Here is a 17,493-nt window from a genome sequence, read left to right on the forward strand (position 1 = left end):
TAACCGGCGTTATGCCTCCGTTACGGATAGAGACGAACGGAGCAGTATTTCTTTTGCATGATCCAGTCGGCGGTTGCGTATCCATTGGAGCGGGGAAGTATTATAAATAGCTTTAAAATCACGTTTGAAAGAGGAGAGGCTTCGCCCGGATAAGTAGGCCAAATCATTTAAGGTTACGGGATTCGTCAAATTCGCCTCAATGACGTCCTGGATCTTTTTTCGTTCTTGGCGCCTAATTCGGGAGAGCTCGAATAAAAATATATCGTTTCGATCCGCTAAGCCAAATAATAGCTCTAATAACTTCACCTTGACCAACCCATCCGTAATCCGCTCCGGTTCTTCGAAGTAAGGCTTCAAGGATTGCAGATAGCTGGAGAGTCTTCCATCCATCTTATGAACGGATATCGGGTCCGTTGTCGGGGTTATTGAAGTCGGAGTATAATCCGCTAGCTTCATAAACTCGTCAATTAATTCGTCTTGCAAGAGGAACATCATATAGTTGAGCGTGTAGTCGGAATTTGGTTCCCCGCTTTTTTCATATTGAATCACAATGGACTTATGAATGAGTACCATTTCATGCTTGTGTGCCGTATGCACCGAGCTTCCAAACCGAACCGTGTATGTCCCCTTTATTACGAATAAAAGCATATGGTTTTCTAAAAATAATGTGCCTGCGGCCCCTTCCGTACGCGTACAGGATTCAATGGCCGAAAGCCCCTTCATGCGCAATATTTTTTGTTGATGAGTGGAGGCTTGGGCTAGCACATCGGATATTTTGGTCAGCCTATTCGTGGATACAGCCAATGAACACGACTCCTTAGGAATATGATTAAGGGTAATCATATCAGAAATTGGAAGAAATATGCTATCATGAAAGTCACAAGGTGCTTTAAGGGGAGGTTCCAACGAATGTCTTTGACCCATAATAGAAGTAAAATACTCGGAGACTTTCTGAAATCCCGTCGCGAACGGATGAAGCCGGAGCCTTCCGACATTGTCGGCCGTTTAGGGAGAAGGCGAACGCCAGGATTGCGAAGAGAGGAGGTTGCGCATCTTGCGGGCGTAAGCCTCACTTGGTACACCTGGCTGGAGCAAGGCAGGGTCGGTACGGTCTCCAAAGAAGTTATCGTAAGTGTCGCCAGAGCTTTGCATCTCTCCTCAGAGGAATATGCGCACTTGCTTCGTTTGGCTAACTACGCTGGAGAAGGAGATTTGAATCCCAAGCCTGAGGACATGCATGAAGGGATACAAGGAATTATCGATCAACTGAACTGCCCGGCGATGATTACGAACCACCGAACCGAGGTGCTCGCTTACAATCGGCTGGCAACCGGGATTATTGCTGATTTCCGTGAAATTCCCGCTGATAAACGGGTAATGACACGAATTCTGTTTACCGATCCCCAGCTGCGCAAGCAGTTGGTGAACTGGGATGAAGTCGCCCATTATACGGCAGGGCGTTTTCGTTCGTCCTTTGACCAGCAAATCGGCGATCCCTGGTTCGAGAAGCTTGCCAATCAGCTTTGCGAAGAAAGCGAGGAGTTCCGGGCATTATGGCGGCTGCACGATGTGCAGCAGAAGAAGGCCATTCGCTATACACTGGAACATCCCGTCGCAGGGCGGCTTCTTTTTGAATTAACCTCTTTCTCGAATATTAACGGCAACGCCAATCTGCATTGCTGCATATTTACTCCCCTTGCAGGCACGGATACGGAACAGAGACTGGCTAGTATCCGGCATGCAGCCTATTAGTCTGGATACCTGTATAACGGCAAACAGGATGCTTCCTTGGTTGGCCCATATAATGGGTTTATTCATCCACTAAGGAGGCTACTAACTTGAAAGCTATTATTATCGACCGACCCGAAGGACCTGCGGCCTTGTCGCTTCGCGAGAAGCCGGACCTGCAACCAGCCCCAGGCTTGCTTACCATTGACGTTGCCTATGCGGGAGTAGGTTTTTTTGAAGTCTTGCTAAGCCGGGGGGAGTTCGTTTCTGCTTTTCCGCTGCCCTTAACGCCGGGTTTGGAGGTGTCAGGGCATGTGCGCGCCATTGGGGAGGGAGTAGAAGGCTTCTACGTGGGTCAACCCGTTGCTTCGATGACGCTGCATGACCTTAATGGCTTTGCGTCCATGGCGAACGTGCGGCCTGATCTTACGGTACCGTTAGACCAACTGGGGGCGGACCTTGACTTGGCGACTGCGGCTGCCTCCATTGTTAATGTAACGACCGCTTACCTGGCTATAAAAGACGTATATAGAATACGGAAAGGCGATAATATTCTTGTCCATGGTGCGGTCGGCGGCCTGGGCAGCTTTCTGGGGCAAATGGCCAAACGCCTGGGGGCCGGCAAAGTATTAGGAACCGTCGGAAACGCCGAGAAAATAAAGCAGGCCGCAGCATTCGGATACGATGAGTTATTCATCCGAACAGATTTTGTAAGGCAAACCCTCCAGGCAACCGGACACAAAGGCGTTCATGCCGTATTTGACCCGGTGGGGGGAAGCATGCGCAAACAAAGCCTAGAGGTGCTTCGCCCGCTGGGGCAGCTGGTTGTCGTAGGAAACGCGAGCGGGGAAGAGGATGTTAGCCATTCCTTTAATCAAGTCTGGTTTTCCAATCATCAAATTGCGGGCTTTACCTTAGGGGGATATAGCGACAGTAATCCCGTGGAGACCGGAATAGCGGCGCGGGAAGCGTTAAGTATGCTGGCACGAGGGGAGATCCGCGCGGAAATTCAAGGTGTGTATCCTTTGGAAAACGCGGCGGAAGCACTTTCTCTCTTGGAAGGGAAGAACACGGTTGGAAAGCTGGTTTTGAAAATTTAAGGGTCAGTTTTCACGGTCACCATTATAAGAAAGAGTCTGCGTATAGCGCGGACTCTTTTTTAATACCAATATGAATTTATTGGTTAAATGTTCCGATAGTACTAGTAACAAGCGGAAGGAGAAAATAGAAAAATGAATAGGCCATTTAAGCCCCGTATAGGGTTGGTTGTAGAGGGTTTAAACCCTGATACAGTGGAAATTCCCGACTGGATTAAGACCCATTTTGATTTCAAAATCGGTCAATATATGAATTACGGCGACTTCTCCCATTATGTATTCGATAGTGAAATAATGATTACGGAACTAGGCGCGTATCAACCTAAACCTTATCAAATACATGTACAAATATTGAATCCCGAAGAACTGGAACAGGATTTTATATGGCAATTTATATACAATTCATGGTACGGGATTAATGAGACGGAAAGCACGAAATCTGATCAATATCGGGAATTAAAAAAGGGTATCACGGTGTTAATCGATAATGGACATGTCACGAAGGCTAAGAAAATTATTGAATTACTAACGGATGTAATCGAAGATGACGAGGAGTGGATGAGTTATCTGGCCATGACTCGATATTTAGAGAACGATATTGAATCAGCCATCTGCGCGCTTCGTCAGGGATATCTTATAAATCCGAATAGCGAAGATATTTTGTATAACCTGGGATTTATGTATAAAGTAAATGGTGAAATTCGAACCTCGATATATTATTTTGAGCGTTTGTTAAAGGTCACATCTAACGAGGTAATTATTGCTGAAGTAAACGAAATGGTAGCCGAATGTTATAATTATATTTCATGAGAGAGTGATTAACTTGGGCGGAGAATTTTATATCAATCGACACAATGAGCATTTAATTGACCGATATATTACCAATTCGAACAAAAGCATTATTATCGATTATACCAAGGATAGCGATACGTTACTAATTACGTTCTGCGGCAGAGGTGCGCTGACAGATGGTCCAGAAACGCTTCCGCCATTTGAATTTTTTCGTTCCACTCAATCCATGGGCGTCAATAGAATGATTATTAGGGATGCTAAAAAGGCATGGTACCATAAAGGGCTTTCCAATATCTCTGACGTAGAGAATTTTGATCAAGTTGTGACTTATCTGGAGGATATAATACCGGTTCATAGATTTAAAAAAATATTAGTAATGGGGCTTTCGATGGGCGGGTATGCCGCCATATTATTTGGATTATTAACTAGATTTAATGTTACCGTTCATGCCTTCGGTCCCCAAACATACATAGACATTGACAAAAAGGAATATCCCGATGAACTTAGCTGGATTATCCCGATTTTAAAAGAAATCCCCAGTGAGGTTCCCCGAGAGTATCTGGACTTGCGAAATATTTTCCTAGAAAAAGCGAAAAGACTGCCACACAAAAATAATGAATATCATATCTATTATGGTACTCCGGATAGAGCATATGCAGAACGATTGAGTGGATTTGAAAAAGTACACTTGCATGAGTACGATATAAACGTGCATAACATAACGGGATACTTTCGAAATAGAGGCGAACTGACAGATGTATTAAATCAGTTATTGTTTACCCGGAGGGAAGGTCACTGGAATGAGCCAACTGCCGCAAAATATGATGATCCTGGACCGAATGAATGAGCTAGGCTCGACCGATCCGCTATTCTCCTTCGCGCTGGACGAGTTGCTCTGTCGCCGAGCGGGACATGGCGGACCGGCCGTATGCCATATTTGGCGGCATCCGCAGGCATTCGTGCTTGGCTCGCAGGACCTCCGGCTGCCAAACGCGCGGGAAGCAATGGAGTGGCTGGAGTCGAACGGCTGGCCTGTCGCGGTGCGGAATTCAGGGGGAGCCGCGGTCCCACTGGATGGAGGCGTGGTGAATCTGTCGCTTATCTTTCCGAATTCCGTTGAAGGACATTCGGGTTATCAATTTGACTTCGAGGCGATGTTCAAGCTGATTAGGGAAGCGTTAAGCAGTACAGGACGGGTCGTGGAGAAAGGATTAGTCGAGGGCGCGTATTGCCCCGGCGACTACGATCTCGGCATCGATGGTCGTAAGTTTTGCGGGATCGCGCAGAGACGCCAGGTGAACGCTACGATTATTCAGGCGTTCGTTGTGGCGGAAGGCTCGGGGAGCTCTCGCGCTGAATTCGTCCGGGCTTTCTACGATATCGCGTCTGGCGGAGACGATTCGCTTGGGCATCCCATAGTCGAGGGACAGAGTACAGCCAGCCTCGAGGAGCTTGCAGGACTTGGGCCGATGGGGGCATTTTCTTTTGCAGGCGCGGTGAAAAATGTATTGGCAGGTGCAGGAATAGCTGCGTCATATGATGTTTCGAGCTTACCGAACCAGATTGAGATCGAGGAGAAGATCGCTTCCATACGGGCTCGTTATGCTCAGGTTGAGCGCAGCTAGCATAGCCGTTCATCATGCTTCGACTCTAGGATTTGAACTCCACAGCCTTAGCGGTTGTGGAGTTTTTTGCTGAGCATAAATCCCGCTGCAAAAATGTTGAAGTGCCTCAACGAACAGGTTCTATCGGTTATTTTGGGTACAGAATCAAAAATGACTAGGACAATCAATAGCCACGATTTACGGTTTCGTTGGCGAGGGCTATAATTCAAAACGTATCCTGGCCACGGCAAGAACCTCTACACTTAGTTGATTATTATGCCCTACATAAGCGAGGTGAGAGCAGGAAATTTGAAAGCGCTTCACTTTAAAAACTCTATTCAGTGCTGGGAGGAGTAAAAGGAATGAAGAGAAGGTTTAAGAAGTACATGTCGGTACTGCTCACCGTTTCCATGGCAGCTACGCTTATGCCCTCGTTGGTTCTGGGTGCGGAGGGAGATGGCGGCACCCCGCCTGTCGCTTTGACTCAAGTTGGCGATGTTTTGGATTTTGAGGATGGAGAGCTGCTAGGAACCGTAACCGGCGCCCCGGCAGCCACGGGCTCGGGGTCCATTTCGGTAGCGGATTTTGATTCCAACAAGGTGCTTCGCGTTCAGCCTCCGGGAATGGATGCGGATTCGAGCGCGGCCAAACAAGCAAGCTTCTGGTGGACGCTTCCCCTTGATAGCGGAGAGTATGACCTTACCGGCAAAGATCAGGTTGAGGTAACCTTCGACTGGTGGGTGGACATTACCCGCCCTAGCGCAAACTCCCTTGATGTCCGCCTTAACGAAGGCGCGGATCAAGTCGTAACGCTTCGAACGTCCGGAGGCGGAACGAGCGCGAACTCGCCTGCGAGCATTTCCTTCTACAGCGGGAATATGGCCGCCAACAACGCTCCGGCATTAGGAGCGGCCACAACCGCGCTAACCGGCGTGCCGCGCCTGACCAAGCTTTCGGCGGCCCTGAACGTCGATCTTCTGGCGCAAGTGGCGTTCATTAGCCTTACCAACGACGATGGCTCCATTCAATACGCCGCGCCGCAGCCAATAGCCCTGCCGAGCGACGGGCTGACCAGCATAAGCATTGGCGCGAGCCGGGCCAGCGGACAGAACTGGGCGAGGTTTAATGCGGTTGCGGGCGTTGATTGGGATGAAAGCACGTATGGCATGCGCGTGGATAACATCCAATTCAAGGCCGCTGCCTCCGGCGGCGTAAAACCGACCATAAACCCAAGCGAGGTTATCCTATCTCCAAACGCAGCGGCTAGCCTGGAATATGGGGAGGGTTCGCTTGCAGACAAGCGTACCGCTACCTTCAGCGCGGTTGTCCTGCCTGTTAACGCAACCGACAGGACGTTTACATGGTCGACCAGCGACCCTAGCATTGCCGCTATTGTCGTAAACCCGGATAACAGCGTGACGGTTACCGGAATAGGCTCAGGAGAGGCCGCCTTAACGGCTGTGTCCAATATGGACGGATCCATAGCCAATAGCGTGCAGATTCAAGTCAAATATGTCCCGCCGATAACCGAACCTGCTCCGGACTTTTCCGCTCTAGTAGAGGAAGGGTACAAGCAGGAGTTCGGAAGCAGCTTCGCCGGAAACGATACGACCCCGCTCTGGATATTCGCCGGCGGTACCTACCATACGCTTGCCAGGGAAGACGCGCCTCGAATCAATAACTATTTCCGGTTTGACGCGTCCGGTTCGGGCAACCGCGGCGGTAAGGGCGATTTACCGTACGCCGTGTCCGGCAGTAAGGTGTATGCTCACTTTGACTGGAAGGTTCCAGCGGTCTCCACCTTGCAAAATACGTTTAACCTAAGCTTCCAGGATGGGGCCAATGTTCTGCTCAGCTTAAGAACAGGCACCTATAATGGCGCGAGGACCATAGGCGCGTTCGCAGGGGCTCTGCCGGGGCCGACCGGCTCTAACCCGGCCAATTTCTGGAGCAGCGACCGTTACCACGCGTTTAGTTATAACGAGGTTAATATTTGGTACACGATAGGCGTAGAGTTTGATTTCGATACGATGATCGCTACGGTTTCCCTTGTTCCGAGGGATCAAGCCGCAGCCGTGCCCTCCGTGGTGACGGTTCCTTTCGCAGGCAGCCAAATCAGCTCGTTCGTTCTCACCGGCGAGCGCGCGGGAGGTAATAACCTCGGCGTTGTGGATAACGGCATGGATAACTTGTATTTCTTCACAAAGCCGCTTTCATCGGACACAATAACCGAAGTGCTGCCGTATGACTTCTTGCCGGAGCGTCCCGCAACGGCGGACGATAATACGTGGCAAAGCTGGTTCAAGACGGTTTATATCGGAGATGTGGCCGACGAGGCAGGGCTTAACCTGCCGACAACCGTTCAAGTGAAGGTGGCGGGCGGCAGTACCGAAACGGTAGGCGTAACCTGGGCTTTAACCGAAGCGCCATGGTCGACAACAGCCGCTGAATTGGTTTATGACCCGGAGAAGCAAGGCGTATTCTCCTATGTAGGAACGCTCGAGAGTGTTCCAGGCGTAGCGGTCAATCGGATGGAAGTAAAAGCGAAGCTTTACATCGAGAACCGCCATAAAGAAAAAATAACCTCCGAGCCGATCTCCATGGAGTGGCTGGACAGAGGAGTAACAGCCGTTCCGGAAAACAGCGGGCAAGGCATACTTGTAACATGGCGTCTGCTCGCCTCGGAATATGACATGGGTTTAACCTTTAACGTGTACAGAAACGGCGATAAGGTTAACGCAACACCGGTTGCAACGCTTAATTATGTGGACGCAGACGGTCAAACCGGGGACCAATATGTTGTAGAGACCGTTAGTACCGGCGCAACAAGCAAGCCTGCAACGGCATGGGCCAATAACTACAAGGATATTCCCCTGCAGAAGCCGGCGGATCGTCCCAACCCGGCGCTGGCTTACGGAGCGGCATCCAATGCGGATCCGATTACCTATACGGCAAACGACACCTCCGTAGCCGATGTTAATGGAGATGGCCAGTATGAAATTCTGGTCAAATGGTATCCTTCGCAGGCCCAAGACCCGGGCCTTGCCAACAGGCACACCGGAGAAACGATATTCGACGCTTATACCCTTGAAGGCAAGCTGCTGTGGAGAATCAACCTGGGCATCAATATCGTGTCCAGCGCGCATCACAGCGCGTTCAACTTCTATGATCTGGATCAGGACGGCAAGGCGGAGTTCTCGGTCAAGACAGCCGACGGAACCAGAGGTTATCTTCCGAAAGCGGATGGCACGATTAATGATCTGACAGATACTCCGGCATGGGTATTGGGCGATCCCGAAGCGGTATGGGTAGGCGGCCTTCAAAACCCGGCGAATAACAACCAGGTTAACAACACGGCGCTTGGCAGGGTGGCGTCCGGTCCGGAAACCTTTACGGTATTTAATGGCGCAACAGGCGAGCCGGTCGACACGGTCAATTATTTTGCGCCGTACAACATCACCCCTAACTGGGGCGACAATAACAATAACCGCAGCGACCGCTTCAACGGAGCAGTGGCCTATATGCCGAAGAATGGCATAGATGGCGCGGAGCCGTATCCTACGGTTATCGAGGTGCGCGCCCATTACGGACCGGGATTTGCGGCTGCTTATCAGCTGATAGACGGCAAAATTGTGGAAATTTGGAGATTTAAGCTGGCGGAGTGGAATGCCGGCGGTAATCAGGGCAATCATAACGTAAAAGTCGCGGATGTGGATTTCGACGGTTATAGCGAAGTGGTGCTTGGCGGCATTACGCTGGACCAGGACGGAACGATCGTGTGGAGCACCAACGGAACAAGGGGAACAGTGGCCGGTGGCCACGGCGACGCGCTTCATGTATCCGCAATGGTGCCGGGCAGCGACGAAATTTATGTGTTCCAGCCGCATGAGGCCGGACCTCCGAACAACGTATCCTTGGTGCGCGGTTCCACAGGGGAGCCTGTATGGACGTATGCGGCCAACCTGGGCGACGTCGGGCGCGGCGTTGCGGCCAATGTCACTCCTTTGCCGGGCTTCGAGGTTTGGGCCATCGGAACGCCTATGTACAATATCGTGAGCGGCGAGATGATTACGAGCGATGTCGGAGGCATTGGCGTTGCCGGCAAGGCTCCTGTTAACTTCGTCCTGTATTGGGACGGAGACCTGCTCAGCGAGTTTTTTGACGGGCCGGACAATAATAACTCGACAGACTCCCCATCCATTACGAAGTTTAATTATAATGTGGCAACAGGGGAAAGCGGGCTTGAAACGCTCCAGACCCTGACCGGAGCCTACTCCAACAACGGAACAAAAGCGAATCCAAGCCTTATCGCGGATATATTCGGAGACTGGCGCGACGAGGTTCTTGTTCGCACGAGCGACAATAATGCTCTAAGAATCTACACGACGGATATCCCGACGGATAACGTGATTTACACGCTGATGCATGATCCGCAGTATCGTTTGGCGGCGAACTCGCAGAACGCGATGTACAACCAGCCGGCGCATTTGGGCTTCTACCTGGGTGAAGACATACGCGACGAAGTTCAGGCGATGCAGCTTCCGGTGCCAAACCTAGCCTATACGGTGGAGCATTCTACGCTCTCGACGGCGACGGCTACGTTCTATACGAATGCTAGAGCCGACATTGCGGTGACGGCAACATTAAACGGCAACACGCTTACGGAAATTAAGAAGGGCAATACCGGGCTTGTTGCCGGCACTGACTACAGCCTTGCTGCCCCAACCTCGGATGGCAAGCAAGCGGTGACAATCAAGAGCAGCTACTTGGCAACGTTGTCGAATGGCGATGTTCTCACCTTCGTGTTCAGCGCAGGCCAGCCGGCGGATCTGAAGATCACGGTGGCGACGCTGGACATTCTGTCCGAGCTGGAGAAGCTGACGAACGGCTATGTACAATCGGGCGATGTGGCCGGTTCGATCGTATCCCGATTGGGGAATGCCCTTAAGCAAGCGAAGCATCATGTCGAGAAGGGCCGGACGGATCAAGCTATTCATTTCCTCGAAAAGTATTTGGATGAACTTGACCAACCGAAGAAGAAGGATACGCTATCTCCTGTGGCCTTCAAAAACCTAACCTACTATGCCAGCTTGCTGCTTGAGCAGTGGAAATCCGAATAAACGAGCGAAAATGCACCTCTCTCGAGGTGCATTTTTTCGTGCGATTACAGCAAGATGTGGAAAGCCGGGTGAAATCGATTATGTTATTTTTATTTGCAGATGCAGATGCTCGCTATTCCAGATCAGAATCGAGAGGGAGTTTTTTTATAGGCGCATAGATGTGGTAGTTGGAATCCAGCTGGTGAACGTTATCAAAAGCTTGAATGAGTTCGATTTCGGTTTCGGCCGTTTCCTGTCTAGATATTTTTAGAAACCGGGCATAGTCGGTTTTCAGTACGTCCCCAATATCAAGCAGGTCGCCGCGATAGTTGAACCTTGCGCAAAAAATGGGCGGCACATCTACGGTGAAGTAAAAAGGTTGATCGATCTCCATGCTGCCGGGGATTCCGCACAGCACCTTAAACCGGGTGGAATCGGGTTGGCAATTGGAATAAATGACGTAACAAGGTGTATTTAAGATCCCATCCATATGACTCAACAGCAATTTGGAATGGGCGCGAATCTTCTCCTTGTAATCATCGTTGGCTAAATCCACTTCGAAGGCGATTCCGCTGACTCGAGTCTCCTTGAATTCGGTCAGGGTGAAATCCGTGACGATATCGCCGTTAATATTTTTGATGGGTCTCTTCACGACTTCCGGAACGGGGACCGGTGGAATCGTTGTGGTTCCTGTTTTTAAAGAGCTTGGCGCAACGCCGTAGTGTCGTTTAAAAGCGCGAGTGAAGGAGGCTTGCGTACCGAAGCCAAGCTGATACGCAATATCGGTTAGCGAACTCTTGTTGTTTTGAATAAAGGCTAGGGATGCATTCAATCTTCTGGATAGAATGTAATGGTTGAGCGAACAGCCCATGATAGCCGAGAACAGCCGGTGGAAGTAGTATTTGGACAGGTTGAAGGCGCCGGCAACGGATTCTACGGTCAGGGGGTGTTGCAAATGCTCCTCAATATGGATCAATGATCGTTCGATGACTTTGTTGTGGTCCATAGGATCTCCCTCTTTGCAAGTTTGAGAAGGTTATTTGGCTCAAGTATACCATCGCATAACTACTAGAATTAAACTTTTTTCCGATTGAGGAGGCGACAAAGATGAGGCAAGACCGAAGAAACGCAACGATACTAGGAATCTTCTATATCTTGGCGGCGGCGACGTCGATTATAGCGGTTCTGTTGTATGGACCTGTATTGTCGGAGCATTGGCAGACGGCCGTGGCGGATGGATCGGAATCAAGAGTTTTAATCGGCGTGGTCAATGAGCTCCTGCTTGTGGTAACGGCCGTCGGTACGGCGGTGATGCTGTTTCCGTACGTGCGGCATTGGAATGAGCATCTTGCGCTCGGATATCTATGCTTCCGGTTCATGGAGGCCGTATTTATCGCGATCGGTCTGGTAAGCATATTGGGGCTGTTACAGCTTAGCTCGGCTTATGCTTCAACAGACTTAGCGGATCAGACCCAATTAGAGCCTATTGGAATGATGCTGCAGTCGATTTACGGCTGGACGGCCATGCTGGGCCCGAATCTCATGCTGGGTCTCAATACGAGCTTGTACAGTTACTTGCTATATCGAACCGGCCTTGTGCCCAAACCGCTAGCGATATTCGGAATGGTAACAGGGGGAATGGTTTTTATAGCCGGGTTGCTTCAAATGTTTGGGTTTATTACCCCATACTCGGCGGCTAAGGGACTGATGGCGCTGCCTGTGGGCGTGTACGAGATGAGCCTGGCAGGCTGGTTAATCGCGAAGGGGTATCGTCGGGAGAGTCTTGCAAAACGGAGGGCCGAAACAGCTGCTTCGATGGTGGCTAACTAAACCTTTGCGTGAAAACAACAACAGCACCCCCATCTGGAGAGGTGCTGTTGTGCGCGAGTATTAATATTCCCCTTTGATCACGAAAAACGATCCGCGAATAGTGCCGGCCAGCTTGGACTTCTGCCTGGCGAACTTAAACTTCCCTTCTAGCTCGGAGGGCACGTCCATTCCTTCAGAGAGCTTAAACCCGACCGCGCGCTTCTTAGGGTCATCGACCGTATACATAACGTTGACCGCCAGGCCGTCCTCATAGAAGACGAAGGCCCACTGGATATTTTCCACTTGGAAACGCGACGTTTCCAAAGGCTTAGCGGCGAACTCAATGTCGCGCTCCTCCTTCAAAACCCGGTTTACGTACGCCAGGGTTTCCTGACTTTCGGCAGCTGGCGTAACCGTGAACTCATGCTTATATTTGTTCATGAAGTAGCGGGCTTCATTCGCTCGCAAACCGGCAAGCGCTTCTTGTACGGGAGACGACTCTAAGCCGCTCGTGGATACTTGTTTAAAATCTACTGCGATGGACATGACCATTCCTCCTAGTTCTTATTTATTTTCTGACGACGGGGATCCACACTTCACCGAAAACCATGCCGTCGCGCTGCCCCATCTCGACCGTGGCGTTCGGCCCGCCCACGTAGGCGAAGTCTTTTGCTTCCGGCAGCACTTGACCGAAGGCGATGCCGGTAAGCATATTGCCGAGCATATCTGCTGTCTGAGCTTCCCCTTGGACAACCAGGTATTCTCCCTTAGGGAACAGAATCACTCGAGAAGCCTCAGGCAGTGTTGCATTCGTCATAACGCCGGCGTAATACATCATTTTGTTGTTCACGGCTTCGTTCACGGCGAAAATGTAGTCATTCTCCGCTACCGCTTTGAGAGCGTCCAGTCTTCCGTCTTGCTGGGCCGCTTGCCAGAATTCCAGCTTTTCTTTGTTGATGCCGGCATAGTCCGTGTAATCGCTTTTCAGATCCGTTCCAATCCCAAGCACGGTAAAGCTTTCTTTTTCCTCAAGCGCGTAGTTTGCCATTTTTTCATCCATCCTTTTTCCCGAAATGTTTAGAAGCGATGTTCCTTTTCTCTTGCTGAGTTTATAATAACCCTTAAACGTGTCAAAAAGTGATACTGTTTAGGGGGCTGCCATGAAAAAAGTAGAACGGATTAACACCATCATGCGGTATATCAACAACCGCGCTTCCTTCACCATTTCCGAGATCATGCGTGAATTTCATATCTCCCGTTCAACCGCGATTCGGGATATCCGAGAAATTGAAGGCATGGGGATGCCGCTGGTCGCCGAGGTTGGCAGGGACGGGGGCTATTTCGTCATGAATAATTCGGTCCTGCCGACCGTCCGCTTTACCGATAATGAGACCAAGGCGCTTTTTATTGCGTTTATGGCGACAAGGAATCAACAGCTTCCATATCTGAAGAGCCGCCAGTCCTTAGCGGAGAAATTACTGGGGCTCATATCGCAGAACCAGCAGGATGACCTTGTTCTCTTAAATCAAATTTTGCTGTTCGAAGGGACCAACCCGAATAATCCGGACCTGCTGGAGCTGTCGGATCTTCCGCATCCTATTCTAGAGAAGCTTATTCAACTCCTGCTGTCGGATACCTGCTTATTGCTCACCATGTATGAAGGGGGTTCTACCAACTCGTATCCTATTTATCTCCTTCACCTTTACCGGGAGAAAAGCGTTTGGCTAATAGAGGGCTTCGACCTAATGGAAGAGAAGAGACGCATTCTCTCCGTCGATAACCTCACCGATGTAGAGCCCTACCCCGTGAATAAGAGGCTAAGCCGAAAAAAGATACGGGAGAAGCTAAGCAAGCAGGAGGAGGCGATCAACCTTGTCCTTGAGCTGGGTCCCAAAGCTATTGCGCAGTTCAAAAAATATCATCCGTTAAAGGTATCTATTTCCTATACCGATCCTTTCCAAACGAGAGCCATTCTAAAAACCTATGTCCAGGTTCATCATGCGGAAGAGCTGGCCGAAATGACCAGCTGGCTGCTTTTCTTGGGAGCCGATATTAAGATCAAGGAGCTGCCGAAAGAGATGATGGAGGCCCTACAAGAAAGGTTTATCCGATTGGGCCCATAAGAGTCGTCATTCACAAAATGTCCATAATAGAGGGATTATATCCTTATTTTACCTATCTTGTCTATTATGATAAGATAGACGGGATAATAGATTACCCTGGAGGTGCACTTGTGAGAAAGTTTCAACGTTCCATGGTCATTCTGTTAGCCATGCTGATGTTATTCGGCGTCGGGCTGACGAATGCGTATGCGGCAAACGACCCGCTGATTACAAGGGGTCAACTGACAGCATTGATCAATCAGACCTTTCAAATTACGGCGGACAATCCGAAGCAAGCTTTTTCTGATGTACCTGCCGGCAATGAGTATGCGAAGGATATTGCGATCGCCGTGACTGCGGGGTATATGAAGGGGACGGGAGCGAACAAATTCCAGCCGGGCTCGAGCGTTACCGGCACGCAGCTGGTCGTTATCGCTTGTAATCTGCTGGAATGGCAAGGTATAGCGACCAGCGACAGCGCCGAGAATGTACCGGCATGGGCTGCTCCTTACTATGCGGCACTTGATGACTTCGGATTGCTGGACGAGCTGGGACTCCCTGCCGACAAGGTTACGGTCGAACAAGCCGAGCAGTTTTTGGGAGTATTATCTTATGTGATGCAGGCCGCCGCGGCGGGCAATCCGTACGGCGCCAAACAAGTGCAATTAGAGGACGACTTCTACCTCTATACGAACCGGAAGTACGTTGCCAATCCGGTTATCCATCCCGGTTATCCGATGGCCGGAACATTCTTTGATGTCATGAAGAAGGTCGACGACACAGGCTCCGAGATCATGAAGGAGCTGCTCCAGAATAAGAATGCTAAGAGCGGTTCCCCGGAATGGAGAGCTGCGGAAATCTATAACATGTATACCGATGTAGATACGCGAGAGAACGGCATTCAAGAGCTCCGCCCTTATTTAGATGAATTATACGCCGTTCAGGATGTTGCAGGGTTGAGAGCGTTAGCCGAGAAGTATTGGGATCGATTTAATCTTGTCCCGTTTATAGGCTTTGGGCCTATTGAAGATACGCTGGGAGACCGAACGAAGTATGCCGCAACCTTTGTTGGCACAGGGTTAGGCTTGGGTACGGCGCTTTATTATTCGGAAGATCCCGCCATGGCCAATATTCAGAAGGCATACGTAGACTATTTGGAACGCGTATTAAGCTACAGCGGCGAAGAGGATGAGCTGTCCGAGCGCGCGGAAGCGATAGTAGAGCTTGAGAAGCAGCTTGCCGCCAAGGCTACGCCGCCGGAACAAATGCAAGATCCGAAGGCTTACCTGAAGAAGTCGACATGGGACGAGATGAAGAAGGCGACGACGAACTCCGGATTGGCTGAGATGACGATCAAGCTCTATAGTTTGCCTGCCGATATGACGGTCTACTCCCCGGAGCATGCGTATATCCAATTTGCAGATGGCCTTATTACCAATCAAAACTTGCAGACGATTAAAGATTATCTGGCCATTACGATGTTCCAACAGTATGAAACGGCATTCTCCGAAGCAACGCAAAGCTTCCAGGATGATATCATGAAAGAGCTGATGGGCATCGTGCCCGAGAAGCTGCCAGTGGAGGAGCGGGCGGCTGCTTTGGCCCAAAGCTTTGAACCGCAGGTATTCGACAAAGTGTTCGTCAATAAGTACTTCCCTGAATCCAGTAAAAATGATGTCAAAGACATCGTAAGCGAAATTATCGCGAAATACGAGGAGCGGATCCTTGCGCTTACCTGGATGAGTGACGAGACGAAGGAAAAGGCCGTCGAGAAGCTGCAGCACATTGATGTCAACATCGGCTATCCCGATGAGTGGAAGCCGACGCTTTCCTACAGCTTCCCGAGCCAAGCGGACGGGGGCACTCTGTTTGAAGCGCTTATGAACGAGAGAATCGCATTGGAGGCAGCCGGGAAAGAAGCATTAAAGAAGCCGTACTCCTCAGACGTATGGAACATGCTGCCGGTCATGACGGTTAACGCGTTCTATCATCCTTTAACGAACAGCATTATTTTCCCGGCAGCCATTCTGCAGGCGCCTTTCTATGATCCGGAGGCGAGCCGCGAGCAGAACTTGGGCAGCATCGGCGCGATTATCGGCCATGAAATCTCCCATGCTTTCGACGTGAACGGCGCTCAGTTCGACAAGGACGGTAATTTGGCCAACTGGTGGACCGAGGCCGACTATGCCGAATTCCAGAAGCGTACGGAGAAGATGGAGAAAGAGCTGTCTCGAATCGAGTTTATAACGGGGACTAAATTAAACGGCGAATTGACGCTTGCGGAAACGATTGCGGATTTAGGCGGCTTGTCATGCGTGCTTGATATTGCGGACGACAATCCCGACGCGGATCTCTCCCAGGTGTTCGAAGGATACGCCCATGCGTTTGCGACGTGGATGCCCGTAGAGGCGATTATCGGCAATATGCAGGTTGATCCTCATGCCCCGAACAAAGTGAGAGTCAACTTCGTCGTGCAGATGCTGGAGCAATTCTATAAGGTGTACAACATTACGGAAGATGACGCGATGTACGTATCGCCGGATGAGCGTCTGTCCATCTGGTAATCTGGTCATCCAAGAAACGTGATGTATAAAAGTTTATAATACGATGAAAGGTCATCCTTCATAGGATGGCCTTCTTTTAATACCAACATATGGTAGAGTAAGTGTAATCTATTTTTTGAAGAGGAGCGTTACACGAATATGGAGTTCATGATAAGACGCGCAGAGCATTCCGATGTAGAGGAGCTTGTCGAGCTTCGAATGGCGCTGCTGCAAGAAGTGGGAGGTCTAACAAATAAGACGGAGATCGAAACCGTCAGCCATGCGAACAAGATGTATTATGAAAAACATTTGAAAAGTGAAGAGTATATCTCCTTTGTTGCGGAGTCCCAAGGGAAATTGATAGCAACAAGCGGCCTCATTATAATTAATCGCCCGCCATACTTACATAATCTCTTAGGGATGGATGCCTACATCATGAATGTGTACACGATTCCTACCTATAGGGGAAACGGGATTGCAACGGCCTTATTAGATAGCTGTATCGAATTCGCAAAAAACAATCATGTCGGTCGAATCATTTTAACCGCTTCTGCGGATGGATTGCCCGTTTATGAAAAAAGAGGGTTCAAACGCAAAAGTTCAGCAATGGAGCTGGTATTGAACGGATAATCATTCGTGGAGGCGGTTCGAAGCGTACAGGAATAATGCATAACGATTACCAGCCAGCGGAAAAATAACTTCATTGCTAATTAGCCGGG

Annotated in this window: 14 protein-coding genes; 10 read left to right on the plus strand and 4 right to left on the minus strand. The window is 50.0% G+C overall.

Annotation, left to right across the window (positions count from 1 at the left end; all coding sequences use genetic code 11):
• Nucleotides 1-9: 9 nt before the first annotated feature.
• Nucleotides 10-804, minus strand: coding sequence for an AraC family transcriptional regulator (locus NQZ67_RS16300; protein ID WP_257447873.1), 795 nt, complete (start codon nucleotides 802-804; stop codon nucleotides 10-12).
• A gap of 105 nt (nucleotides 805-909) precedes the next feature.
• Between NQZ67_RS16300 and NQZ67_RS16305 the strand changes: the two genes are divergently transcribed.
• The 6 genes from NQZ67_RS16305 (at nucleotide 910) to NQZ67_RS16330 (ending at nucleotide 10,341) form a co-directional block, all read left to right on the plus strand.
• The gene (locus NQZ67_RS16305; protein ID WP_257447875.1) at nucleotides 910-1,752 is read left to right on the plus strand and encodes a helix-turn-helix transcriptional regulator; all 843 of its coding nucleotides are present in this window, start codon (nucleotides 910-912) and stop codon (nucleotides 1,750-1,752) included.
• An 86-nt stretch (nucleotides 1,753-1,838) separates the two neighbouring features.
• Nucleotides 1,839-2,828: a quinone oxidoreductase family protein gene (locus tag NQZ67_RS16310; protein WP_257447877.1), complete on the plus strand. Its 990-nt coding sequence runs from the start codon at nucleotides 1,839-1,841 to the stop codon at nucleotides 2,826-2,828.
• Nucleotides 2,829-2,960: 132 nt separating this feature from the next.
• Nucleotides 2,961-3,635 carry a tetratricopeptide repeat protein gene (locus NQZ67_RS16315; RefSeq protein ID WP_257447879.1) on the plus strand — a complete coding sequence of 225 codons (675 nt, stop codon included), beginning with the start codon at nucleotides 2,961-2,963 and terminating at the stop codon, nucleotides 3,633-3,635.
• A gap of 13 nt (nucleotides 3,636-3,648) precedes the next feature.
• Nucleotides 3,649-4,464 carry a lysophospholipase gene (locus NQZ67_RS16320; protein WP_257447881.1) on the plus strand — a complete coding sequence of 272 codons (816 nt, stop codon included), beginning with the start codon at nucleotides 3,649-3,651 and terminating at the stop codon, nucleotides 4,462-4,464.
• Nucleotides 4,418-5,242: a lipoate--protein ligase family protein gene (locus tag NQZ67_RS16325; protein ID WP_257447883.1), complete on the plus strand. Its 825-nt coding sequence runs from the start codon at nucleotides 4,418-4,420 to the stop codon at nucleotides 5,240-5,242. Before NQZ67_RS16320 ends, NQZ67_RS16325 begins: the two co-directional genes overlap by 47 nt.
• A gap of 341 nt (nucleotides 5,243-5,583) precedes the next feature.
• Entirely contained in the window at nucleotides 5,584-10,341 is a 4,758-nt protein-coding gene (locus NQZ67_RS16330) for a rhamnogalacturonan lyase family protein (protein WP_257447884.1), read from the plus strand.
• A gap of 112 nt (nucleotides 10,342-10,453) precedes the next feature.
• Here NQZ67_RS16330 and NQZ67_RS16335 read toward each other — a convergent pair whose 3' ends face one another.
• Nucleotides 10,454-11,326: a helix-turn-helix transcriptional regulator gene (locus NQZ67_RS16335; RefSeq protein ID WP_257447885.1), complete on the minus strand. Its 873-nt coding sequence runs from the start codon at nucleotides 11,324-11,326 to the stop codon at nucleotides 10,454-10,456.
• A 101-nt stretch (nucleotides 11,327-11,427) separates the two neighbouring features.
• Here NQZ67_RS16335 and NQZ67_RS16340 point away from each other — a divergent pair, with 101 nt between their 5' ends.
• A complete protein-coding gene (locus tag NQZ67_RS16340; RefSeq protein ID WP_257447887.1) occupies nucleotides 11,428-12,150 on the plus strand; it encodes a DUF4386 domain-containing protein in 723 nt (240 codons plus the stop codon).
• A gap of 60 nt (nucleotides 12,151-12,210) precedes the next feature.
• Here the strand turns inward: NQZ67_RS16340 and NQZ67_RS16345 are convergent, their stop codons facing one another.
• Nucleotides 12,211-12,675, minus strand: a complete 465-nt coding sequence (locus NQZ67_RS16345; protein ID WP_257447890.1) for a DUF8821 family protein — start codon at nucleotides 12,673-12,675, stop codon at nucleotides 12,211-12,213.
• A 22-nt stretch (nucleotides 12,676-12,697) separates the two neighbouring features.
• On the minus strand, nucleotides 12,698-13,177 hold the full coding sequence (locus NQZ67_RS16350) for a GyrI-like domain-containing protein (RefSeq protein ID WP_257447892.1): 480 nt from the start codon (nucleotides 13,175-13,177) through the stop codon (nucleotides 12,698-12,700).
• 112 nt (nucleotides 13,178-13,289) lie between these two features.
• Here NQZ67_RS16350 and NQZ67_RS16355 point away from each other — a divergent pair, with 112 nt between their 5' ends.
• The 3 genes from NQZ67_RS16355 to NQZ67_RS16365 all read left to right on the plus strand — a co-directional run bounded on the left by NQZ67_RS16355 (nucleotide 13,290) and on the right by NQZ67_RS16365 (nucleotide 17,404).
• On the plus strand, nucleotides 13,290-14,252 hold the full coding sequence (locus NQZ67_RS16355; RefSeq protein ID WP_257447894.1) for a helix-turn-helix transcriptional regulator: 963 nt from the start codon (nucleotides 13,290-13,292) through the stop codon (nucleotides 14,250-14,252).
• Nucleotides 14,253-14,362: 110 nt separating this feature from the next.
• Nucleotides 14,363-16,795, plus strand: coding sequence for a M13-type metalloendopeptidase (locus NQZ67_RS16360; protein WP_257447896.1), 2,433 nt, complete (start codon nucleotides 14,363-14,365; stop codon nucleotides 16,793-16,795).
• A gap of 138 nt (nucleotides 16,796-16,933) precedes the next feature.
• On the plus strand, nucleotides 16,934-17,404 hold the full coding sequence (locus NQZ67_RS16365; RefSeq protein WP_257447898.1) for a GNAT family N-acetyltransferase: 471 nt from the start codon (nucleotides 16,934-16,936) through the stop codon (nucleotides 17,402-17,404).
• Nucleotides 17,405-17,493 lie beyond the last annotated feature (89 nt).

Origin of the sequence: Paenibacillus soyae, from assembly GCF_024623455.1 — a bacterium.
Lineage (GTDB): Bacteria > Bacillota > Bacilli > Paenibacillales > Paenibacillaceae > Pristimantibacillus > Pristimantibacillus soyae.